The organism is Bacteroides faecium (assembly GCF_012113595.1).
GTDB classification, from domain to species: Bacteria; Bacteroidota; Bacteroidia; order Bacteroidales; family Bacteroidaceae; genus Bacteroides; species Bacteroides faecium.
Genome location: NZ_CP050831.1, coordinates 1,975,063 through 2,000,134, shown reverse-complemented (window position 1 = coordinate 2,000,134; position 25,072 = coordinate 1,975,063). Strand labels below are relative to the sequence as shown.

Here is a 25,072-nt window from a genome sequence, read left to right as displayed (position 1 = left end):
AACTAATAATTGTATGAAACTAGATAAATATATATTTTCAGCCTTTATTGCCGCTACCGCATTGTTTCTGGGTAGCTGTAGTGACTTCCTGGATCGCAGTCCGCAAGGACAGTTCACCGAGGATGATAATCCGAACGCACTAGTCAACGGTAAGATTTATAATGTCTACACACTGATGCGTAACTACGATGTTACTGCCGGACCTCCTGCATTTGCCATCCACAGTCTTCGTTCCGAGGACGCGGAAAAAGGAAGTATATCCAGTGACGGTTCTGACGTAGCCGAGATGTATGACGACTTCGTTTATACACCGACCAACGGTTTGCTGGGTGCCTACTGGGGAAGGAATTATGCCATCATCTATCAATGTAATGACATACTTACCGCCATCGCCGAAAAAGAGACGGCAGGACAGACGGAAGCCGAAGATATTATCAATAAAGGAGAAGCATCTTTCTTCCGTGCTTACTGTTACTTCAACCTGGTAAGAGCTTTCGGAGAAGTACCTCTCGTGACTTATAAAATCAACGATGCCTCGGAAGCCAATATTCCGAAAACGACCGCCGATAAAATCTACGAGCAGATAGACGCTGACCTGAAAACAGCAGAAGAGTCTCTGCCCGAGACATGGAATACCGAATATACCGGACGCCTGACCTGGGGTGCCGCACGTTCCCTGCACGCACGTACTTATATGATGCGTAACGACTGGAACAATATGTACACCGCCTCTACCGACGTCATTAAAAAAGGGCTTTATAATCTGAAAACCCCGTATAATGAAATATTCACGGATGAAGGCGAAAACAACGGTGGTTCTATCTTCGAATTACAATGTACCGCTACCGCCGCTCTTCCTCAAAGTGACGTTATCGGAAGCCAGTTCTGTGAAGTGCAAGGTGTACGTGGAGCAGGCCAGTGGGACTTAGGCTGGGGATGGAATATGGCAACCGAATACCTGGCACAAGCCTACGAACAGGGCGACCCACGTAAGAATGCCACCCTACTCTACTTCCGTAAATCGGATGACGAGCCTGTCACTCCCGAAAACACCAACGAACCTTACGGAGAATCCCCGGTTTCTCCGGCAATAGGCGCTTACTTCAACAAAAAGGCTTATACCGACCCTGCCTTGCGTAAAGAATATACAAACAAGGGATTTTGGGTGAATATCCGCTTAATCCGCTATGCAGACGTACTGCTGATGGGTGCCGAATCAGCCAATGAGAAGGGAATTCCCGGAGAAGCTGTAGGTTATCTGGAACAAGTACGTGCACGTGCCAGAGGTACTAACGACAATATATTACCCAAAGTAACAACTACCGACCAAGGCGAACTGCGCGAAGCTATCCGCCACGAGCGTCGTGTGGAATTGGGGATGGAATTCGACCGTTTCTACGACCTCGTCCGCTGGGGCATCGCCAAAGAAGTATTGCACGCAGCCGGTAAAACAAATTATCAGGACAAAAATGCACTACTTCCATTACCTCAGACAGAAATAGATAAGTCAAAAGGAGTGCTGGTACAGAATCCCGATTACCAATAAGAAAGTTCCCCGGTGCCGAACGGTTGTTTCCTCGGTGCCGGAACTACTGTTCCTCGGTGCCGAACGATGTCCTCCTCGGTGCCGGACATTCAGCGTATAAGGAGGGCTTTATAGCAAGAATACTGAAATAGATATAATAATATGATATACAAGAAGTTAAGTTTATCCATCCTATTATTTTCCGCAGGTCTTCTGACCGCGTCGGCACAGAAGTCGCCACAGGACATGAATCGCTTCATCGATGTACTGATGAATAGAATGACCTTGGAAGAAAAAATAGGACAGTTAAATCTCCCCGTCACCGGAGAAATTACCACCGGACAAGCCAAAAGCAGTGATATTGCCGCCAAAATCAAGCAAGGCGAAGTAGGAGGTTTATTCAACCTGAAAGGAGTGGAAAAGATACGCGAAGTACAAAAGCAGGCTGTAGAAGAATCCCGCCTGGGTATTCCATTACTGTTTGGCATGGACGTCATTCACGGATACGAGACAATGTTCCCTATCCCACTCGGCTTATCTTGTACCTGGGATATGGCAGCCATCGAAGAGTCTGCCCGTATCGCAGCCGTAGAAGCCAGCGCCGACGGTATCTCATGGACATTCAGCCCGATGGTGGACATTTCACGCGACCCTCGTTGGGGACGTGTATCCGAGGGAAGCGGTGAAGACCCGTTCCTCGGAGCCATGATTGCCGAAGCAATGGTACGCGGTTATCAGGGAAAGAATATGCTGCGCAACGATGAAATCATGGCTTGTGTGAAACACTTTGCCTTGTATGGCGCGGGGGAAGCAGGACGTGACTACAACACCGTAGACATGAGCCGCCAACGGATGTTCAACGACTATATGCTTCCTTATGAAGCAGCCGTCGAAGCCGGAGTAGGCAGTGTGATGGCCTCGTTCAACGAAGTAGACGGCATACCCGCCACAGCCAACAAATGGCTGATGACAGATATTCTGCGCGGACAATGGGGCTTTAATGGTTTCGTTGTAACCGACTATACTGGTATTTCTGAAATGATAGACCATGGTATCGGCGACCTGCAAACAGTATCCGCACGTGCCATCAATGCCGGAGTCGACATGGATATGGTAAGCGAAGGTTTTGTGGGAACAATGAAGAAGTCCGTTCAGGAAGGCAAAGTTTCTATGGAAACACTGAACACGGCTTGCCGCCGCATCCTGGAAGCCAAATACAAACTCGGCTTGTTTGATAATCCTTATAAATACTGCGACCCGAAACGCCCGGCACGTGACATCTTTACGAAAGCGCACCGTGACGCAGCCCGCAGAATCGCAGCAGAAAGTTTCGTCCTCTTAAAGAACGACAACGTGACGCTTCATCCGGGTTCTCCTGCAGAACCTCTTCTTCCTTTCAATCCCAAAGGCAATATCGCTGTCATCGGCCCGTTAGCCAACAGCCGGAGCAATATGCCGGGTACATGGAGCGTAGCTGCCGTGCTCGACCGTTCTCCTTCATTGGTGGAAGGACTGAAAGAAATGACTGCCGGAAAAGCGAATATCATGTATGCCAAAGGAAGCAATCTGATTGGCGATGCCGCTTACGAAGAACGGGCAACAATGTTCGGCCGTTCACTGAATCGTGACAACCGCACAGACCAGCAGTTGCTGGACGAAGCTCTGAACGTAGCCCGCCAGTCGGATATTATCATCGCAGCACTTGGCGAATCTTCGGAAATGAGTGGCGAAAGCAGCAGCCGCACAGAACTGAATATCCCCGATGTACAGCAGAACTTGCTGAAAGAATTAGTAAAAACAGGAAAACCGGTAGTGCTTGTACTATTCACCGGTCGCCCGCTTACACTGAACTGGGAACAGGAACACGTGCCTGCCATCCTGAATGTATGGTTCGGCGGCAGTGAAGCGGCTTATGCCATCGGCGACGCTCTCTTCGGTTATGTCAATCCGGGTGGCAAGCTGACGATGACTTTCCCGAAGAATGTCGGCCAGATTCCTCTTTATTATGCGCATAAGAATACGGGACGTCCATTGAAAGAAGGTAAATGGTTCGAGAAGTTCCGAAGCAACTATCTGGATGTGGATAATGAGCCACTCTATCCGTTCGGATACGGACTTTCTTATACCACTTTCTCTTACAGCGACATTGACCTCAGCCACTCCAGCATGGACATGAACGGTTCACTGACCGCAGCAGTGGAAGTGACCAATACCGGTACATGGCCCGGCTCGGAAGTCGTGCAACTCTATATCCGTGACGTAGTAGGCAGCAGCACCCGTCCCGTAAAGGAACTGAAAGGTTTTGAAAAGATATTCCTGCAACCGGGAGAAATGAAGATTGTCCGTTTCAAGATTGCTCCTGAAATGTTGAGATACTACAACTATGACCTTCAACTGGTAGCCGAACCGGGCGACTTTGAAGTGATGATTGGAACGAACAGCCGGGATGTGAAAACGGCGAAATTTACGTTAAACTAAACTCTTAGGCACGGATTATACGGATTTCACGGTTTTAAGAATTGTGATTACATAAAGCAATAGCGTAATCCGTGTAATCCGTGCCTAATCTAATAAACTATTACCTTGATTATGAACAATAAATATAAAAGACTCGCAGAAATGAGCGCACTCCCTCTCATGCTGCTGTTCCTGTCCGCTGTCGCCCTAACTTTCCAGAACTGTAAAGGGAAAAGCAAAAGTGACAACCTTTCTACCGCTACCGACTCACTGACGGACGATGCATTAATGGATACTGTTCAGCGAAGGACTTTCCTCTACTTCTGGGAAGGTGCGGAACCGAACAGTGGTCTTGCCCCCGAACGCTATCATGTAGACGGTGTATATCCGCAGAACGACGCCAACGTCGTCACTTCCGGCGGCAGCGGCTTCGGCATCATGGCTATCCTTGCCGGAATAGACCGCGGCTATGTCACCCGTGAAGAGGGACTGGCACGCATGGATCGTATCGTCTCCTTCCTTGAGAAAGCCGACCGCTTTCACGGAGCTTATCCGCACTGGTGGTATGGCGACACCGGAAAGGTGAAACCTTTCGGACAGAAAGACAACGGTGGTGACCTGGTGGAAACCGCTTTCCTTATCCAGGGGCTTCTTGCCGTACATCAATATTATGTAAACGGAAACGAGCAGGAAAAAGCACTCGCCCAGCGTATCGACCGGATATGGCGTGATGTAGACTGGAACTGGTACCGGAAAGGTGGACAAAACGTTCTTTACTGGCACTGGAGTCCTACGTATGGCTGGGAAATGGATTTCCCCGTTCATGGTTACAACGAATGCATGATTATGTATATCCTTGCCGCCGCTTCGCCGACGCACGGAGTACCCGCTGCCGTCTACCACGACGGATGGGCACAGAACGGCGCCATCGTCTCTCCGCACAAAGTGGAAGGAATCGAACTGCATCTCCGCTATCAGGGAACGGAAGCCGGACCGCTTTTCTGGGCACAATATTCTTTCCTCGGACTTGACCCTGTGGGACTGAAAGATGAATATTGCCCCAGTTATTTCCACGAAATGCGTAACCTGACGTTAGTAAACCGTGCCTATTGCATCCGCAACCCCAAACATTACAAAGGTTTCGGACCCGATTGCTGGGGACTGACTGCCAGTTACTCCGTAGACGGATATGCCGCCCATTCACCCAACGAACAGGATGATAAAGGTGTCATCTCTCCTACCGCCGCACTTTCATCCATTGTCTACACGCCGGAGGAGTCCATGCAGGTAATGCGCCATCTGTATAACATGGGTGACAAAGTGTTCGGTCCTTTCGGATTCTACGACGCTTTCAGCGAAACGGACAACTGGTATCCACAACGTTACCTTGCCATCGACCAGGGCCCTATTGCCGTCATGATCGAGAATTACCGCACCGGCTTGTTATGGAAACTCTTCATGAGCCATCCCGACGTACAAGCCGGATTAACAAAACTTGGTTTTAATACCAACAAGCAAGATGTGAGACAGAAATAGATGTAAGACAGAAATAAAACTACCCATCCTTCAATATCCTGGTATTTTTTTCTATATTTGCACAACAGAAATGATGTGTGATTATGGAATTTAATAAAGAAGGATATTTGCCTGAAGGAATTCACACGCTCAGTTGGGAAGAATTTGAAACAACCTTCGGATTCAGCCCCAAACGTAAAGAACTGCTGGAAGGCTTACTCCAAGTTATAAATATACTAAAGATTTGCGGTTGCGAAGCTATCTATATCGACGGTAGCTTCGTTACCGACAAATTGGAACCCGACGACTGGGATGCCTGCTTCAAAGGAAGCGCACAATCTCTCAAGACACTGAAAAGACAAGAGCCTTGCCTGCTCCTCACTGACGATTATAAACTGCGGGAAACGCAAAAACAAAAATTCAAAGGAGAGCTATTCTTCTACAGCCTTTATGCAGGATTGAATATCTCCTATCTGGATTTCTTTCAAGGAATAAAAGGAGCAAAGAGGAAGAAAAAGGGAATAATAAAAATAAATCTGAACTAAGATATGATTAAGAACGAAAGCCAACTGACACGCGCCAAACAGGAAATGGAAGAGTTGCTGGATGCCTTGTATCAGATAAAAGAAGAAGAACTGACCGACCGTATGCAAAAAGCAGCATACTGCTGCCGGTTGAAAGACTTGAGTTCGGAAATCGAAGAATTCGAGAAACTAAGAAACCGGCAACACCTGTCTTTTACGAACGAAAACCTTCCTAAATCTATCATAGCCTTGCGTATAGCTTCCGGATACACCCAAAAGGAACTGGCAGACAAAATAGGAGTGCCGGAACAACAAATCCAACGTTATGAACAACAAGAATATGGTAAAGTTAAATTTGAGAGAGTCGTACAAATCATACGGGTACTCGCTAAAAAATGCGAATTGAACTTTCAACTTAGTGACCCCGGCCAGATTCCGGCTCCATTCAAACAGACGGAAGAATCAGCCAGAGCCACCCGTATCGCCAAAGAAAGAGCTTCACTCATGCTAATCATATAAGAGTTATGAAAACATTTACTTTTTATTCCTACAAAGGAGGAGTCGGACGGACATTGGCTTTAGTCAACGTAGCCAATCGCTTGGTTGAATTTGGAAAGAAAGTGTGTATCCTCGACTTTGACTTGGAAGCTCCGGGGTTGCAAAGCAAATATGCCAAAGAACTTCAACAGCCCATCTACAAAGGATTGGTGGATTATATTTATTCATATGCCGTGGAGAATGTGCAACCCCGTCATATATCAGATTATATGGTTGACATTCATTTAACCAACGCAATAAATACCATCCATTTATGTGCGGCAGGGGATGTTGACTCAAGTGATTACTGGAAAAAACTCGCACGTATCAATTGGTGGAACTTATTCTACGCAGAAAACAGTTACGGCATTGATTTCTTTCTGAACCTGAAGAAACAGATAGAAGAGGAACTGGCTCCCGATTTCTTACTGATAGACTCCAGGACTGGAATCACGGAAATGTCCGCCATCACGATGTCCTTACTTGCCGACGACGTTGTCTTTTTGGCTGCCAATAACGAAGAAAATATCAAAGGCTGCTGTAAAGTCTTGAACTCGCTCTCCGCACCGGAAAACAACCTGCTGGGAATCAAGAGGACCTATCATTTTGTCCTGACCCGTATTCCTCTGCCGGACAGTCCCGATGAAAAAGTAAAACATAACATCATTGTAGAGCAAAAGACAAATATCATCAAAGAATGTCTCGCAAAGAACGGCATCACCCTCGAAAGCGCGAATGTAATCCATTCAGACCGCTGCCTGGAAGAGAACGAACTTTGCAACACTTCTTATATATACGAAGTCTCCAAAACTTCTTCCGTCAAAGAGTATATGGCCTTGTATGATTCTTTGGTAAAGAATTATTTCTTAGAGGAAGACCGTGTAACTTTTGACAATTACAAACAGCTTCAATTAGAAGTAGACAAACTTTTGCGCTACTATAGAGGAAACGACAGCCACTTCATGGAACAAGCAGAGTTACTGGTTAAGTCATACCCGCAATTTTCATATGGATATTCATTCATCAGCAACTATTATTTTGACCGTTTTGAATTTGAGAAGGCATTAGAATATGCACAAAAAGCTACCGCCACCCTTGGCCCCGACTTGCTCCCGATACAGCTCAAAGAGATTCATCTAAACCTTTTATTAGGAAATTATCAGAGAAGCGAAAACCTATTGAATAAAATCTATGATAAAGATAATGAGTTTACTGAATTTCTCAAGGTCAAGATAGACCACATGATGTTTCATAATGAAGAACACGATATAAAGGCAATCACAAAGCTAATAAAAGCACATCCTGACAATGTGAAATACCGCAATGAGGAGGCTAGAATATGGAATTTCTATAAAAAATACGCCAGTGCGCTTGAAGCCATTTATGAAACTTTAGAGATTGATTCCGAATCAGCCATGGCCTATATCACTCTTGCAGAAATTAAATACCGCATGAATGACAAGCTTGACTTCTACCGAAATATAGAACTTGCCTTGAAATACAACTACGACTTGCGTTGGGTGAAGTATGACGAAATGTTCTATATCTACAAAGAATGTCTCGAAGATGAAAGATTCTTAGCCATACTGGATAAATATGACGTAAGACACATTATATCCTTCTGGCTAAGTTGAGCAGTGGTGGTCTTACTGACCACCACCGCCACCTGCATTTCCACCACCTTCGCCACCTTTCACATCATCATTACTGATGCTTCGGGCAGCTTTCTTCACGCTGGCTTTCAGTTCTCCTATCCGGTAGCCGATACTGAACCCGACATAACGGCTTGGATACTTTCCGCTACTCTTCAATACAAAATTAGCACCTTCCGTACGGTCGCTGCGCGTCCTGTACTTCTCGAAAATATTACTGCAATACAAGTTCAGCGTAAGGCGGTCTTCTTTCAGGAACGCACGGTTTATCCCCAGACTGTAATATTGATAACTGAAACCCTTTCCCTGCAAACTGATATACGGAGTACCCCCACCCCCATTCAGGCTCAAACGGATTTTCAAAGGAAGCGTATGCTGGATACCGCCATGGCAGGAAGCGTTCCATCCATAATTGTGCAACCCTTGCGCTTCACTCTTCAAATCCCTGTAACTTCCGCGCCCGTTCATATAAATACGAGTTTTGGAAGAAGCATTCCAGTTCAGATAAAGGGATAGTCCGGTATCACGGTTCTTACCGATATTGTCATAAGTGCTGTACATAGCCCCGTCCGGCGCCATGTGTTCCGGATTATCATCAAAGATTTCTCCGTTCTCATTAGTTATCAAGCGGCTCACCCTCTCTATCCCGTTATTGCCGAATGAATGGCGCAACGAAACGTTTATATTGAACTTGGCACTGAAATTACTGTACGCAATATCAAAAGCATGGCTTTTCTCACTCTTCAAGTCCGGATTTCCCTGACTGATAGACATCGGGTCTTGATTGTTAAAGTAAGGATTCAGGCTCCAGATTCCCGGACGCCAGATGCGCATATTATAACCGGCACGCAGATTCTGCGTCTTGCCGATTTTCATTCCCAAAGAGACGGACGGAACCAGGTCGCTGTAATTCGTATGGAAGTTCTCACCCGGTCCTACGATATATTTCACCCGTTGTATGGTCTGTTCATAACGGACTCCCGGTTTGAAAGAGAAATCCTTATACTTCAATGTATATCCCACATAAGCCGACAAAATATGATTCAGATGACGGTACTCACTGCTGCGGTCTTCCTTGTACACATAGTCGTCGCTCCCTCCTGCCGCCTCATAAAGCGCGTTGTCACTGCTATTGCGACGGAATATGTATTTCGCTCCCGTCTCAATGGTATGCAATTTCCCTATCGGAGTCGTATAATCCACCTGGAAAGTCTGCTCCATCGTATTTGTCTTTCCATCCGAATGGTAATTTTCCAATCGCAGCCGTTCAACCAGTTCATCTTTTTCTCCGTCGGGAAATATATCCAGATAAGTATTGCTGGAATTATCGGTTTGAGGTTGCGTATTTATCTTATAGGATAAGGTAAGCATCCGTTGCTTATTCTTCCGGGAAGTACGCTGATAGTCTATATTCCCATTTATAGAATACCACGAGCTTTTACTATGATTATCCGTCCGGTAACGATAAGCGACGTCCTCATGGTTCGTCCTATACATTACCGTATTTCCGTCACTGTTGCTCTTGTCACCGCTGCCATACATCCCGAAAGCCGCCGTCAGCAGCCTCAACGTATCAATCTCATAACTCGCTTCCAAGTTGCCATACTGGAAATTTCCTTTCGATTTGGAACTGCTTTGAGATTCGAGAAATTTCTCGTCCCTCGCTCCCGGCTCGTAATTCTCACGGTAACTGTCCGAATAGCTTCGCGGGCTATTATTATAATCGTAGTTATAATTGACGGAAACAGTCATCTTCCCCTGTTTCACCATCGCATAAGTGCCGGCTCCGGCTCCGTTGTTAGTGACATTTCCCCGGAATGTCGCCGTATATCCCTCGAATCCGCTACCCACAGTAACGATATTCAGAATACCGCCAACGCCTTCCGCATCATACTTCGCCCCCGGCGAAGTAATCACCTCGATATACTTAATGGTATTTGCCGGCATACTTTTCAGTACTTCTTTCGGATTATTGCTCATCATGTTGTTGGGCTTTCCGTTCACATGTATCTTGAAACTACTGCTTCCATTCACCTGCACATTATCTTCCCCGTCCACCGTAACCAGAGGAACTTTCCGAAGCATCTCCAATATGCTATTCGACTTTGAGTCCGGGTCATCTTCAATATTATATTCAATCTTATCCACATCTACCTTCACCAAAGGCTTCTGGGCTACGACTTCCACTCCCTTCAGTTCATTATTGGCTTCCGAAGAATACAACGTACCCAAATCAACGACTTTTGTAGACGACTTCAGAGTGAAGTCTTTCACAACAGGAGCTTTACCAATCGAAGAAATGCTAATCACATAATCTCCGGCAGGTATATTCAGTTTCTCCTGGAATTTACCATTCGCCCCGGTCACCGCCATTTTTACAGCCTTGTCGGGAGCATTTTTCTTTGTAATCCTGATAGTTGCATACGGTTCTCCCTCTTGGGTTAACGAATCCAGAAGTACGCCTTTGATGGTAAAAGAAGGAGCTACAGCTTTTTGCGCCCACCCCGTCGCAAATGTAGCAAACACGAATAGTAATAGTAGCAACAGTCTGTGTTTCATAACTAGAATGATTTAGTTTTTTGTTTATTAGACGCAGCAGATACTCAAATGCTGCAAACATGGGGACAAAAGTAGATGGTTTTCCGCCGGTTACGAAACATTCGGAGTTAAGAAAGTGAAACGAATAGATAAAATATATTACTAGAATCTTGTTCCCAACTATTCCAGTTCATTCAGAATCTCCCTAAAATCAATCCAAATCATCCTAATGTTTCCAAGACTCCTAATGCTTCCAAGTCTCCTAATGCTTCCAAGTCTCCTAATGCTTCCAAGGTTCCTAAGATTTCCAAGACTCTTAAGATTTCCAAGACTTCCTGTTTGCCAACAACCGTCTCAGACTTCTACGCAGTTTCTCCGCCCAACTGTCCCGAAAAGTGTCTCCATATTCTGCAAACACTTTCTTACAATCCCTTATCCGGTCGTTCTGCATTTTCATTGCCGCCTGTATCTGGTCTATCTTGGCTATTTTCTCTCTTTGCCGCAGAAGTTCTTTATCTTGGTCGCCAATGATTTCGACATACAAATCGCAAATCCTCGTTTTCTGCATACACAGTTCTTCCAATGTGTCGATATATTCGGACGTAATCCCTTTCTTCATCCGGCACAGAAATTCCTGAAAACTTCTTTCGTCAATGACAGGGGAAGGCTCACCATATCCCACAGAAAATCTTTTCATTTCCGCCCAAAGCAAAATAACTTCTTTATTGAATCCATACTTCGCTGCTGCTTTCTCTACGCTAATCCATTTCGGCATAATGCATTTGTTTTAATGTGTTCCACAATAAAAATAAAGAATATTGTTTGTTTATGTGGGACAACGAGCATTCACGATTTCTGTATTTCGGACGGGTGGGGATTGGTTAGGTTAAGTTTTTGGGGCAAACAAACCGGCCGGATACAAAAAAGACGTGAATGCTGTTGCACCATTATCCAGAATCAAGGCTAGCGACACCCTCCCGTAAGATAATGATGACAACAGACATCCACGCCAATTGTTTATATATAACACATCCGTTACGGATATGTTGATATAAGCCGCTCGCGTGGAATATCTGCCGCATCATCTCTCCACAGTAAAATCGCTAAATTTTGATTCTGAGAGATGAAACTTTACATATTCCCTTAATAATAAAAACCGCTTTCCGCAAGTTTCACCACGCTGATGAGCAGAAAGCGTATTGCAAAGATATATGTTTTTTTTGAAATGCAGTGGTAATATGGGAATAAATGCAAGAAGTTCCGTATATTCCCCTCTCTCCTATATACAAAAGTGAAAATCCTCTTTCAACCTATCACCACCCTTCCGAAACACCCTATTCATCGGACTTACAGAACGGTGATAGGTTGCCAGTAACCTATCACCTCATCTATCACCTATCACCGTCCGCCAAAATCAAAACCGGCATACAAACAGAAGCCCACGTGCAAACAAAAGTATCAACAGGGGATACATTCCATTTCCTGCCGTGAAACTAGTATTTCCCCGGCAGGAAACTTTAGTTTCAAGCACTTGGAACTGTAGTTTCCAGCCCTTGAAACTAAAGTTTCCAAGGCTTGAAACCAAGTGTTTCATTACTTGAAACAAAGTGTTTCTCACCGTGAAACGAAGTGTTTCAAGCCTTGGAACACTTTGTTCCACTACGGCCTGAACTTAACACCCTTATAGAAAACAATAAAGAATAAGCAGCAAAGAACTCGAATCCCTCCAGTGCCCCAGTTCCCATTAAAGCTAATTACCGCACATACAATACATTAAATATTATTAATCTTATATGCATCAGAGATTAAAGATGCGCACTTTGGTTGACGCTACGATAATTATTCGTATTTTTGTAAACCAATAAAAGGTTACCGATATGAAGATAGAAGAGATTTTTGCAAAACGCTTAAAGAGCGCACGAATTATGGTAGGCTGGTCTATGGATATGCTTTGCGAAAAAATCGGCAATCTGATTAGCAAGCAATCTATTTCTAAATATGAGAACGGGAAAATGATGCCGGACAGCTCCGTCCTTATAGCTATTTCCAATGCATTAAACTTAGACCCGGACTATTTTTTCCGTCCTTTCTTATTTGAACTGGACGAATTTGAGGTCAGTTTCAGAAAGAAGAATAAAGTTAAAGTATTTGAGACCAATGCTATAAAGGAAAAGATACGTGATAAAGTAGAACGTTATCTGGAAATAGAAAACATCTTAGGATTGGAGAATAAGTTTCAACCCACTGCCTATTCCAATGCTATCATTTCCAATGCACAGGACATTAAAATGCAGGCTATCCGTCTCCGCGAAGAATGGAAATTGGGCAAAGATGCCATCAATAATGTCCAGGCAATGTTGGAAACACATTTCATTAAAGTTATAGATGTGGATGCACCGGAAGGATTTGATGGTTTGAGTGGAATGGTTAACGATAAATATCCTATCATTGTCTTAAACTCCAACATCGGACAATCCGAACGTCGCAGAATGACTGCTTTGCACGAACTGGGACATCTTTTGTTTAATACCTGTTTTGACCCGGCATTAAGTCCCAGGCAAAGAGAAGGACTTTGCACTGTTTTCGCTAACGAAATGTTGATTCCAAGCTGTGTCTTCAGTGGCATAATCGGAGAAAACAGAAGAGATATATCATTAAATGAACTGACAGACCTACAAATCCTGTATGGCATCTCGATTGACGCCATGATGATGAAAGCCAAAGAGCTCAACATTATAACAGAAGCAAGATGCCGCACTTACTACATCAAGAAAAATCAAGACGAGAGATTTAAAAGATTGGTTACTGCATCCAGATTTCAAGAGAAAAAGCCCAAACGCTTTGTGAGCCTTGTATTCAGGGCCATTGCCAGTGATATAATAACAACTTCAAAAGCAGCTTCTCTCTTGAATATTTCGATTGAAGATGTACGTAACCGATTAAATCTTATATAATGGAGATTGTAGTAGTCAGCGATACAAATATCTTTATCGACTTATACACAGCAGACCTGTTGGACGAATTCTTTTCATTAACTATCCATATCCACACGACAGACTTTATCATCCACGAACTGAAAGTAATGGAGCAAAAAAGTAAGATACTTGGTTATGACAAACTTTTTATTAAAAAGTTTGATATGCGCGAAATGATTGAACTGGTAGGTTTTCAACGAAAAATGCAGGATAAGACCAACGTTAGCATCCAGGACTGTTCCGTTTGGTTATATGCACAAGATAACGGTTATATCTTACTTACCGGAGATGGCAAACTTCGCAAAACCGCAATCAAAGAAGGAACGAATGTCCGCGGAATTCTATACATTTTTGACAAACTGGTAGAAGAGAAGTTGCTCACACCCCAAAAAGCTTGCGAGAAACTCCAACTGCTCAGGCAAATAAACGGAAGACTACCATCTAAAGAAATTGAAAAAAGAATAGAGATATGGAGCAAATAAATAATAAGCAACAAATACATTTAATATGAAACTTACTTTGATGCGGGACTACGGCGAAACGTCAACCATGCGGACGCTGGATATAAACCTACAAATAGAAGCGATGAAGCATGAGACGAAAGCCCGCCCGATTAGCAATCTTCGGACAAATATACGTTACGCATCACCCGACTCTACACTGGAAGAAGCCCGGCGACTGACCAAGGTCGTCCCGGCAGCCAACTTCCGCAAAACAGCCAACGGCGCACAAATGACGGAATACAACGGCATTGTGCAAATAGAAGTCAACCACCTGGCAAACCGGACGGAAGTAAACCGCGTGAAGCAGGAAGCGGCAGAACTTACGCAAACTTTTGCCGCCTTCATGGGTTCCGGCGGACATTCCGTGAAAATATGGCTGCGCTTCACCCGCCCGGACAAATCATTACCCAAAACTCGGGAAGAAGCGGAAATATTCCAAGCCCACGCCTACAGAAAAGCAGTCAGCCTGTACCAGCCAGCTCTCTCCTACTCCATCGAACTTAAGAACCCTACTTTGGAGCAATTCTGCCGGCAGACCTACGACCCGGAACTTTATTACAACTCTGATGCCACCGTCATCTACATGCGTCAACCGCTGGAAATGCCGTCGGACATCACCTACAAAGAATCCGTACAAGCGGAAACATCGCCATTCAAACGGCTGATTCCGGGCTATGATAGTTTCGATACCTTGTCCGCCCTCTTCGAGAGTGCTCTGAACAAGGCTTACCAATCATTAAGCGAACTCCAGCCCAACGTACATCTCCATTCGGACGAAGATCTCAAGCCACTGTTAGTCCGCCTTGCGGAAAATTGTTTTCAGGCAGGCATACCGGAAGAAGAAACCGCCCGTTGGGCCATCGCTCATTTCTACTCCAAGAAGAAAGAGTTCCTTGTCCGCCAGACCGTACAAAACATATATACCCACGCCAAAGGGTTCGGACAGAAATCCCCCTTATCAACCGAACAGGAACTGGAGCTTCGCACGGAAGAATTTATGCAACGCCGATACGAATTCCGTTACAACACGATGACGACCGTAACGGAATATCGCGAACGGAACACATTTTGTTTCTGCTTCCGCCCCATCACCAACCGGGTACGAAACAGCATTGCCATGAACGCCCGCCTGGAAGGGCTCAGTCTTTGGGACAGGGACGTCGCCCGTTATCTGGACTCCGACCGCATCCCGATATTCAGCCCTATCGAGGATTTCCTCTTCGGAGTGGATGTCCGTTGGGACGGTCGCGACCGGATTCGTGAACTGGCTGCCCGCGTCCCCTGCAACAACGCCCACTGGCCCGACTTGTTCTATCGTTGGTTTCTGAGCATGGTAGCGCACTGGCGTCATACTGACCGCAAGTACTCCAATTGTACGGTACCGTTACTTGTCGGTCCGCAGGGCTATCGGAAATCTACTTTTTGCCGGAATCTGTTACCGCCCGAATTGCAGATATATTACACGGACCACATCGACTTCAGCAATAAAAGGGATGCCGAATTATCTCTCAATCGTTTTGCGCTTATCAACATGGACGAATTCGACCAGAACGGAGTGCACCAGCAGGCTTTCCTGAAGCATATCATCCAAAAGCCGGTGGTCAACACCCGCCGTCCCCGTGCCACAGCCACACAGGAGATGCGCCGCTATGCTTCATTCATCGGCACAAGCAACCACAAGGACTTACTGACCGACACTTCCGGCAGCCGGCGCTATATCGTCGTCTACTTAACCGCTCCCATCGACTGTTCCCCCATCGACTATGAGCAGCTTTATGCGCAAGCGATGCACGATATTTACAGGGGAGAGCGTTACTGGTTCGACACCGAGGACGAAAAAGTGATGACCGAAGGCAATCAAGAATTCCAAGTTATGCCTATCGCGGAGCAATTATTCCACCAATATTTCCGAGCTGCCCGGGAAGACGAGGAAGAATATGAGCAGCTTCTCGCCATCGAGATACTGGAACAGGTGCAGCATGACAGCAGGATTCATATATCGAATTGTAATATTATTCAGTTCGGCAGAATATTGCAAAGGAATCAAGTGCCTTCCGTACATGCCAAACGGGGGAATGTCTACAAAGTGGTTCGGATTAAGCCGAAAAGAGAATAAATATACAGTTTTCGGTACGGTGATAGGTGATAGATGAGGTGATAGGTCAGAGACAACCTATCACCGTTCTGTAAGTACGATGAACAGGGAGTTTCAAAAGGGTGGTGATAGGTTGAAAGAGGAATTGGTGAAATCACTATGGAGCGATTCGTATTTAAAATTACTATTCCTCAGCAATTATCCAGTCTCCAATAGTTCTTGTCGCACTGTCGAAGTTTACTCCTATCTTTATAACTTTCCGATGATCGGGTTGATAAGGTATAGCATATCCTCTACTATTTATCTGCGCCAACGCTTCTTCCGGGGTGCCATCCATTTTGAATTCAAAAACATAGATAGCATCATGCAATTTTACGACTACATCTGCACGTCCGATCGCGCTTTTTACTTCCACATCTACATACTGCCCCATCAGCCGGAACAATAGATAGAAGATAGTCTGATAGTGTTTCTCCTGTTTATTCTCCAAATCATTGGGGATAGAAGCAAAGAAAGACCTAATACGTTCCAAACACTCAGTCAACTTTCCGGCACGTAAATCCTTAATAAAAGAAACTACATAAAATGTATTTTCCCGGGCAGGTAAATGCACATAAGCAGGCATAAGAGATTCGATGAACCCTTTCCGAACCTCTTTATTGGGATAAGCAAGTGTATAAAGCTGAAATTCAGGGTCGTATCCTTTGATAGTAAGATAACCGCTTTGATAAAGTACGGGAAGAGGGTCAGTTATAACACTCGTCGGAGCATCAAACTGCTCGGCAGTAGCCGTAGCCCCGTCCAATTCACGAATATCGAAATTACTCTGTTGCAATATGTTTATCAAGAATGTAGGTGTTCCGGTAGAAAACCAAAAATTTTCATAACTCTTTTGAGCAAATGCATTAAACAAACTAAACGGATTATAGATGTCTTCACATTTCTTACTGAAATGATAGCCGTCATACTGCTGTTTCAAATGCATGCAAGCTTCCTCATAGGTTTCATTATTGGCCTGTGCCATCATCTCAATATCAGTTTTCAGCTGGGTACGCAATTCCTGCTCGGTAATACCACAGATAGCGCTATAATCATCCCGCATACTGATATTCTGCAAATTATTCAATTCGCTGAAAATACTCATCTGACTGAATTTGCTGATACCTGTCAGGAAAAGAAAGCGTAGATATTCTCCTTGTGCTTTCAAAGGACTGAAGAATTTCCGCATTTCTTCACGAAGATCGTTTTGTAGTTCCGGCAAATGGTTGCTATCCAATAAAGGAGCATCATATTCGTCAACAAGAACTACTACCGGTTTGCCCGTCTGTTCATAAGCACGACGAATCACTCCCCGGAAACGTTCGGCCGGCGTTTCTTCCACTTCTTCCTTTCCATAAAGTTTTTCCCAATCATACAGGTTCAGATTTAGCTGCCCCACAAGGTCGGAAAGCGCAGTGTACTTTGTCATGCTGAAATCTATATGCAACACCGGATAGACATTCCATTCTTTTTCCAAACGTTCCATCGCCAATCCTTGGAACAAATCTTTCTTCCCCCGAAAATAAGCATCAAGAGTGGATACCAGCAAACTTTTCCCAAAACGGCGGGGACGACTCAAAAAATATACCTTATTGGTATTTGCCAGACGATATATCAACTCCGTCTTATCTACATATACGTTGTTGTTATTACGCAAATCTTCAAAATTCTGTATCCCTATCGGGTATATTCTGAAAGTACTATCCATAACGTCTATCCTTTTAAAATTGAAATGTAGACAAATATAGGGATTAAAAAAGATACCACAAACAGTATTCTGTGTTTTCTCGGCTTCGCGCTAGTTATGATTGCTATACCTTCGCATTTCAAATGCATAAAAAACAAATGCATAGATTCAAACAACACCAAGTTATTCAAATCTATGCATTTACAATATAATAAGAATACTATTAACGTATTTCTTTCACAAAATAAATCAATGCCGGGAAGTGGTCACTATATCCATTTATAAAAGTATTACTGGAAAAAGTACGCCACGGGTATCCTTTGCGTTTTCCCTCTTGTGTTGTCAGGAAATCACGGTTAAAGATTTCCGCTTTCCAGAATTTCAAAGTAGAGAGGTCTTTGCCTAACAAGTTTCCTGATATAATCAATTGGTCATACAAGTTCCATTTGTCTTGGTAGCAAAGTGATCCGATTCCCTTGTCAAATAACGGCCACGTAGCATTGAAGTACCCATCCGGTTCTGTATCCGCAGCTTTACGGCGGGCTTTCAATACTTCTTTCGTACTTTTGTCAGAAGGGTCATCATTCATATCACCAACAATCAAAACTTTCGCTTGAGGGTCAGCCGCATGAATGGAGTCCGCAATATGTTTGGTTATAGCGGCGGCAGCTTCTCTATAAATGGATGAGCGGTCACCACCGTAACGGGACGGCCAATGGTTTACAATCATATGAAAGGACTCTCCCGCCAACAACCCACTTACTAATAGCTGGTCACGCGAACGGTAATTCGGCTTGGAAGGCATGAAAAAAGGATATGCCTTAGATGAAAGCAGAGTAAACAGTCTGGGATTATATAAACAGGCAACATCTATTCCCCGGCGATCCGGTGAATCATAATGCACAATCTCGTATCCCATAGAAGCAAGCGGTTCTGTTTTCACCAAATCTTCCAATACCCGGCGGTTCTCTACTTCTGACACACCGAGGATAGCCGGACCACCCGGACACTTCTCCCTCGCAAGTTTAGCAATCACTTTCGCTATATTACTTAACTTTTGATGGTACTTCTCAGGAGTCCAGGAATATGGACCATTCGGCAGGAATTCATCATCACCGGGGTTATTCGGGTCGTCTTCCGTATCAAACAGATTCTCCAGATTATAGAATCCTGCAGCATACACGCCCAGTCTGGTTTGAGCAACCGACTGGGTTAGTGTAAACACTATTAATAAAGCTAATAGAATAAATCTTTTATTCATCAAATCTTACATTATACATTATTAATCAGGTACTATTTCACCACTGCCACTGCCGCCGGAGGTCGTAGCCAATTTAATTTCAAATAATCGTAGCCCATAAGTATTGACAGCCGAAGTTGTATAGAATTCTAAAACCGTATTATCCGAAACTGCAACATTTTCAATAGTCATCTCAAATGGTAAATTACCTTCATTATTTGCACTAGAAACTTCTTTGCTCGGCACCGCTAAATCTACACCATTACATCTAACTTTCAATGCATTCAAATTCATCACTTTAGGTCCTGTCTCCCCCTCAAAAAGCACTACATTAGAACCAACCTTATAAGTTAAAGTAGCAGTCTGAGCACCCTTCGCGTTAATTCCTTTTACAGTAACATTTATATCCGATCCTGTAGGGTACCAGAGATTGCCAAGATTATTCACATTACGTACAGAAACCTTTCCTGATGCATCTTCAAACATTGACGCCGCATTATCAAAACCAGTATAATCCTTAAGGAAAGGCCAATTGCCGGAAACCTTGGCAGGAGTTCCAAATGTTTCTTTAAACAAGACAGTTTCGCCACCCGGTTCGGGATCAGGATCAGTACCTTCCCCCGGGACAATTTCATCAAAATCAAAGTAATCGTTTCCTGTAGGTATAGTCACCTGCCAAGCACCTCTGAACCGACCTAAAATAGCAATCACTGTACCTTTACCAATAGGCAGAGTTTCTGATGCAAAATCAGCATAGTTGCTTGTACGCACATCAACAGAATTACCATATGAATCTTTCAATGTTTGAGTTCCATACCCTGTACTTGGAGCAAAAATATCTTTTCCACCATTTACAAAGTAGACCCCTTCCAAACGAACAAGTCTAAAAGTCATTTCGGCTACATTTTCATTGGCCAAACTAATATTTGTTATTACTTTAGGTTCCACTTTTGATTTGTCCGGCCAACCATTCAACAGCACATGCTCCTGAAAATCTGTTTTCAGCAATCGGTAAAGATAACCTGTAGGAATACCGATTTGCTGTTCATCCCCATAAACCGAAATACATAAGCCTTTTAAGTTGACATACACTTCCTGCCCTACTCTATATAAACCAAAAACACCGTTAAAGTCAGCAAGAATAGGAATAGCGCCTGTCGCATCCTGCAAATAAATCTGTTTATAAATATTGCCGGATTCATCATTAGCAGAAACATAAGCTTTCAATATCAGGTCTGTAGTAATAATAGACGGCAAATCTTGAGTTGCAGCCGCGAACTGCTGCTTCAATGAAGCAATCGTAATATTAGCTTTCGGCCCGTCATACTTTGGCTCATTCAAAGGAGGAGCATCATAATCGCGGTCACAAGAAGCCAAAGCTAAAACCGCAATCAACATATAAAATACTTTCTGTAGAATTTTCATATATGAATTTATTTTATCTAGTTTATTACTTCATTAACTAAAAACGATAACTAACATTCAAGAAACAGTTTATTCCTTGCATATAATAATACTTCGATGTATAGCGATCCGGATAACTAATATCTGTACGCCCTTGCTCATAACCTCCAGTAGCAATATGTTTCTTATTAAACACATTGTAAACAGCTAAGTTAAAGTTTATAGAATTCCTATTACGCAAGTAGTATATTTTTCCCACAGACAAATCAACCGTATAATTAGCAGCTAATCTTTCTTGTGTGGTTAATGTCTCATATGCGTACAATTGCTTCGGATCTGTAGGATCTATCGTAGCGTAGTTAGAAGCCATTCGCCGCATCGGGGCAGCTTCAATATAGCTACGTCCAAATCCATTAATATTCGCTCCCAAGAACCAATAATTAATAAAATAACGTACGCCAAATGTTCCCGCCACCTGAGGAGTTCCACCTACATACACATTCTTCATATACACCTTCTCCTCTACATCTGAGAACATTCCATTTTCCGGACTAATTAATCCCATCGGATTATTATTATAATAAGATTGAGAAACCGTTCCGGCCAAATCAAAACTCCAATGATTATCCAACTTATAAGTAGCTCCCATCTCAATGCCACGATGGACACGATTGACACCTTTTAATACATGATTGACAAACGTATGCATACTAGTCGTATTCGCCTCATTACCATCATAATAATAACTGTAACGTTCCATCTGATCATAGAAATTTGTCTGATACAACCCAATACGTCCAGTCAATGAAGGCATTGAAAAAATATAATTCACGTCAACTGATAAAACACGACCGCTCTCCAAACCATCAATTGTCCTATCAGAAACACGAGGCGAAATGTAAGCATCATTTGGAAGCGGAGCCTCAGTTCCATAACTCACATTAGCTGTTATAAAATGACGACCATTTATTTTGTAAGTCAATCCGCCTTTCAGCGCCATGTCCGTGAATGTATGAGAAGCACCCTTGCCATATGAATTTGTAGGATAGTGCCCATTTCTCATTTTGCCATCACGCTGGAAGTCAGTATATGTTAATTTAAATCCATAATAAAAATCAAATTTATGAGAACGGTATTGGTTTAGCAACCATGCATTTGCAGAATATATATTTAAGTTAAAATTATATCCGAAGACTCCTCCTTCATAAACTTTTCTTCCAGGACGGTTCAAATCACTCTGTTTTTCCTCAAAACTTCCTACAGATTCCCCCTTCAGTGCATATTTATCAATATCTTCAATATACTTGGAGCCAAGAAGATCGTCAACGGTTTTAAACTGGCTTGAAGTTGTCGAACGCAGTCCAATGCCTGCTATCAAATTCATCCGGCTGGAAAGGCGGGCATTCAAGGTCGAATTCAAGGTCGTTTCATACAAATCGCTTCTGCGTTCCTCTACCATATAGTTTGCATTATCCTTACCATAATTCTGACGATATAATTCATCCCAATTTATTTGGGTATAACTTGTATCATTTCTTCTCCACAAAAGTTCTGTTTTTATCTGTTCTGTAAACGATGGCAACTGACGATAATAATCCGGGCGAGGATCACCTCCATTATACCAATTTAGCGCTGTATTACCGTAACGTCCATAATGAAAGCCTAAACCAGTTGTCAGCGTCACATCATCGCTTATATTCCAAATATGAGAGGCTATGACAGTAGGATCGAATGCCTTTACCACTTTGGCGTTTCTTTTCTTTCCGTTTTGGTATCCCCAATTCGGATTATAAAGATAATTTCCAGTTAATTCATATACTTCTTTATAAGACGCACTCTGTTGTCCTCGTGCAACCGGTGACCCGAACGTCACTAAAGACAAGCTATGTTTTCCACCTTTCCACTGCTTCTCCGCTGATAAAGCATAAGAAAAATTCCGGTAGAATGTGCCGTCTACATTTCCTTCATGAGAATAACGTCCTCCTAATGAAGCGGTAAATGCCCATCCATCCGGTCGTAAACCTGTGGCATATGTCACCATGCCACGAAGATAATAAATGCGGTTTGTATAAGTCAATGTAGCCTTAGTTCCGGGAGCATAACTACCAGCACGCATATTTATGTTCTCAGCACCTCCTATAGAACCATAAGTAAAAGTAGAAGGACGGTTATAGTTGACTACATCTCCATTACGTGTCATATCGTTCAGTGCGCCAATGGAAGCATAATTGAACACGCCTCGTAATTGGTCGTTGAAACTGACACCATTAATATATTTTTGTTGGTAATAGCTATCGTATCCTCTGACACGAAAACGAACGGGGGATAACTGATAAGCTGCGCGGTTTAGATATACATCATTAGACAAAATCACTGTAGAACTTACATCTTGTGAAGAATTGTCGACATCATCGTCTACCATTACTTCGTCGATAACACCTACCAATGATAAATCCTCATTCGTCTGAAGTTCTATCACCTCGATATTGCCTACATCATTAATAACGCCTTTTTCTATTTCTATTAATATTCTCTGAGGCGTTATGTTCACTGAATTAAACATCAGCACATCTTTCCCCTGCGAAACATTTTCGAAATTGAAAAAGCCTTTTGAATCAGTCCGAGTCTGCTTATTTTCTCCGTTTAGCTCCACAATTACGCCAGCTACCGGTTCTTTCGAGACTGAACCTATAACACGACCTTTAATACTTGTCTGTATTTGCTGCGCAAACAGAAAGCAGGGTAAAAGCAGTGCTATAAAAAGCATTAGTTTTTGTTTCATATTTATCAGTTATTCGTTAGTTCTTTACGCTAGTGCGTTCCGTTTCTTAGAGAAATAAGGAGGAGAGACTTATTTTTTATCCTTCTCTCCTCCTCTATTTATCTTCTATTGATATTATTTAGTACCAAATATCTTAATATTGGCAACACGCAGACCAGCTTTATTATCTGCATCAGTAGTAGAAATTTCTAATACACTATTGGCCGTTCCAACTAAATCTGTAGCAATTTCAAATGGGAAAAACACATTAGAATTTGCAGAAGTAACAATCTTGCTAGGTATAGAAATATCCTGTCCATTCCAAGTGAACCTTAATACATTTAATTCTTGTTCTGAAATCTTCGTCCCTGCCGTAAAATTGTATGAATCAGCAGCCAATTCAAAACCGAATTTCATTTTAGTATATCCCTCAGTATTAATACTAGAAATCTCTAAAGTTGAATTTTTGGCGGCAGGTACCCATAAATTATTAACTTTATCTGTCGGATTCGGATTACTTTCTGTCTTATAATCAATAGAACGAATACTCATCGTACTTGTTTTATCTGTAAATGTCCAAGGATTACTCCAGGCTGTAAATTTTGAAACATAAGGCCAGCCACCTGAAGGTTTAGATCCCATTACAGCTCCAAATGTTTCAGTAAAAATCAATTTTTCTTCACCACCAGGAGTCGGATCAACTCCACCACCATTACCAAAATCAATATCAATATTGCCACCTGTTACAGGAGTCCAATCATCAATAGTTGCATCACCAAATGAAACAGAAATCTGTCCTCCTGTTTCTTTAATAACAACCGGATAAGTATATTGAGAGCCGGCTACATAATTCTGGCCTTCCGGAATATTCCAAGATTTTGTTTTATCCCCTATAGTAAATGTTATCGCAGCACCAGACAAACCATTTACAGGTAAAATAATTGTTTCTGCCAAAGTACCAGCATTACTTACTTTCGCTGCAATATTCTGTACAGAATTATCGTCAGGAGTTAAAACACCATTTAATAAAGCAAATGAGCCTTTCGTTTTTGTTCCAGTAACAGCAACTTTCAAACCTTCCAATGTCGGAATAGTGGCATCTTTTGTTATATTCAATACAATCTTCGCCAACTGATGTTTAAAAGTTAATTGCACAGGTGCAGTTACACTTTTATCTTTATTCGTTGCATTGATAGAATAAAGCAAATCAATCGCTGGCTGAGATGACTGTTCTGTCACATCAACAGTATAAGCATTACCTGCCAAAGTAGTTGCATAAGGATAATAAGCAACAAAGTCTACTTTATCACCATTATCTGGATAATAAATAGCATCATCTGCAGAAGCAGTGGAAAGATTTCCTTCAGCACTAACATAATAATGTTTATTCACGGCATCACCAAATGCTCCATTCTGCTTTACAAAAACACCAACTTGGTCACTACCATCTTCACTCCAAGCATTATTTACTGCTCTTGTTTTGACACCTTGAATTTGTGACTTAAAAACGACAGGTTGAGAACCATCGTTCCATTCACTGTTATCATCTGCATTCGGAGTACATGCACCCAAAGCAAAGACTGACAACACGCCCATTGATAAGAATTTCCCTAATTTCAT

At 43.1% G+C, this 25,072-nt stretch carries 16 protein-coding genes; 9 read left to right on the top strand and 7 right to left on the bottom strand.

What is annotated here, in order from left to right; translation table 11 throughout:
• Positions 1-13: 13 nt before the first annotated feature.
• The 6 genes from BacF7301_RS07010 to BacF7301_RS06985 all read left to right on the top strand — a co-directional run bounded on the left by BacF7301_RS07010 (position 14) and on the right by BacF7301_RS06985 (position 8,192).
• Positions 14-1,546, top strand: coding sequence for a RagB/SusD family nutrient uptake outer membrane protein (locus BacF7301_RS07010; RefSeq protein WP_167961491.1), 1,533 nt, complete (start codon positions 14-16; stop codon positions 1,544-1,546).
• Between the two features lie 141 nt (positions 1,547-1,687).
• Positions 1,688-4,003, top strand: a complete 2,316-nt coding sequence (bglX, locus tag BacF7301_RS07005; protein ID WP_167961489.1) for a beta-glucosidase BglX — start codon at positions 1,688-1,690, stop codon at positions 4,001-4,003.
• Between the two features lie 111 nt (positions 4,004-4,114).
• The gene (locus BacF7301_RS07000; RefSeq protein ID WP_369805643.1) at positions 4,115-5,518 is read left to right on the top strand and encodes a glucoamylase family protein; all 1,404 of its coding nucleotides are present in this window, start codon (positions 4,115-4,117) and stop codon (positions 5,516-5,518) included.
• 83 nt (positions 5,519-5,601) lie between these two features.
• Positions 5,602-6,042: a DUF6932 family protein gene (locus tag BacF7301_RS06995; RefSeq protein ID WP_167961486.1), complete on the top strand. Its 441-nt coding sequence runs from the start codon at positions 5,602-5,604 to the stop codon at positions 6,040-6,042.
• A gap of 3 nt (positions 6,043-6,045) precedes the next feature.
• Entirely contained in the window at positions 6,046-6,540 is a 495-nt protein-coding gene (locus tag BacF7301_RS06990; RefSeq protein ID WP_167961484.1) for a helix-turn-helix transcriptional regulator, read from the top strand.
• 5 nt (positions 6,541-6,545) lie between these two features.
• Positions 6,546-8,192, top strand: a complete 1,647-nt coding sequence (locus tag BacF7301_RS06985) for a KGGVGR-motif variant AAA ATPase (protein WP_167961482.1) — start codon at positions 6,546-6,548, stop codon at positions 8,190-8,192.
• Between the two features lie 12 nt (positions 8,193-8,204).
• Here BacF7301_RS06985 and BacF7301_RS06980 read toward each other — a convergent pair whose 3' ends face one another.
• Positions 8,205-10,769: a TonB-dependent receptor gene (locus BacF7301_RS06980; protein WP_167961481.1), complete on the bottom strand. Its 2,565-nt coding sequence runs from the start codon at positions 10,767-10,769 to the stop codon at positions 8,205-8,207.
• 295 nt (positions 10,770-11,064) lie between these two features.
• Positions 11,065-11,523 (bottom strand): hypothetical protein, encoded by a 459-nt coding sequence (locus tag BacF7301_RS06975; protein WP_167961479.1) that lies wholly within the window; start codon positions 11,521-11,523, stop codon positions 11,065-11,067.
• 1,102 nt (positions 11,524-12,625) lie between these two features.
• Here BacF7301_RS06975 and BacF7301_RS06970 point away from each other — a divergent pair.
• Genes BacF7301_RS06970 through BacF7301_RS06960 form a run of 3 tightly spaced genes read left to right on the top strand, consistent with a single transcriptional unit; the run spans position 12,626 to position 16,342 of the window.
• The gene (locus BacF7301_RS06970; protein WP_167961477.1) at positions 12,626-13,702 is read left to right on the top strand and encodes a helix-turn-helix domain-containing protein; all 1,077 of its coding nucleotides are present in this window, start codon (positions 12,626-12,628) and stop codon (positions 13,700-13,702) included.
• Positions 13,702-14,205 carry a PIN domain-containing protein gene (locus tag BacF7301_RS06965; RefSeq protein ID WP_167961475.1) on the top strand — a complete coding sequence of 168 codons (504 nt, stop codon included), beginning with the start codon at positions 13,702-13,704 and terminating at the stop codon, positions 14,203-14,205. Before BacF7301_RS06970 ends, BacF7301_RS06965 begins: the two co-directional genes overlap by 1 nt.
• A 25-nt stretch (positions 14,206-14,230) precedes the next feature.
• Positions 14,231-16,342, top strand: coding sequence for a BT4734/BF3469 family protein (locus BacF7301_RS06960; RefSeq protein ID WP_167961473.1), 2,112 nt, complete (start codon positions 14,231-14,233; stop codon positions 16,340-16,342).
• Positions 16,343-16,505: 163 nt separating this feature from the next.
• On the opposite strand, the gene BacF7301_RS06955 is transcribed toward BacF7301_RS06960, so the two are convergent.
• From BacF7301_RS06955 to BacF7301_RS06935, 5 genes are all read right to left on the bottom strand, one after another.
• A complete protein-coding gene (locus BacF7301_RS06955; protein ID WP_167961471.1) occupies positions 16,506-18,068 on the bottom strand; it encodes an ATP-binding protein in 1,563 nt (520 codons plus the stop codon).
• 202 nt (positions 18,069-18,270) lie between these two features.
• Complete coding sequence (locus tag BacF7301_RS06950) at positions 18,271-19,308, bottom strand: endonuclease/exonuclease/phosphatase family protein (RefSeq protein ID WP_167961469.1); 1,038 nt, start codon at positions 19,306-19,308, stop codon at positions 18,271-18,273.
• Positions 19,309-19,329: 21 nt separating this feature from the next.
• On the bottom strand, positions 19,330-20,712 hold the full coding sequence (locus BacF7301_RS06945) for a DUF5689 domain-containing protein (protein ID WP_167961467.1): 1,383 nt from the start codon (positions 20,710-20,712) through the stop codon (positions 19,330-19,332).
• 37 nt (positions 20,713-20,749) lie between these two features.
• Positions 20,750-23,473 carry a carboxypeptidase-like regulatory domain-containing protein gene (locus BacF7301_RS06940; protein ID WP_167961465.1) on the bottom strand — a complete coding sequence of 908 codons (2,724 nt, stop codon included), beginning with the start codon at positions 23,471-23,473 and terminating at the stop codon, positions 20,750-20,752.
• Positions 23,474-23,587: 114 nt separating this feature from the next.
• Positions 23,588-25,072 (bottom strand): fimbrillin family protein, encoded by a 1,485-nt coding sequence (locus tag BacF7301_RS06935; RefSeq protein ID WP_167961463.1) that lies wholly within the window; start codon positions 25,070-25,072, stop codon positions 23,588-23,590.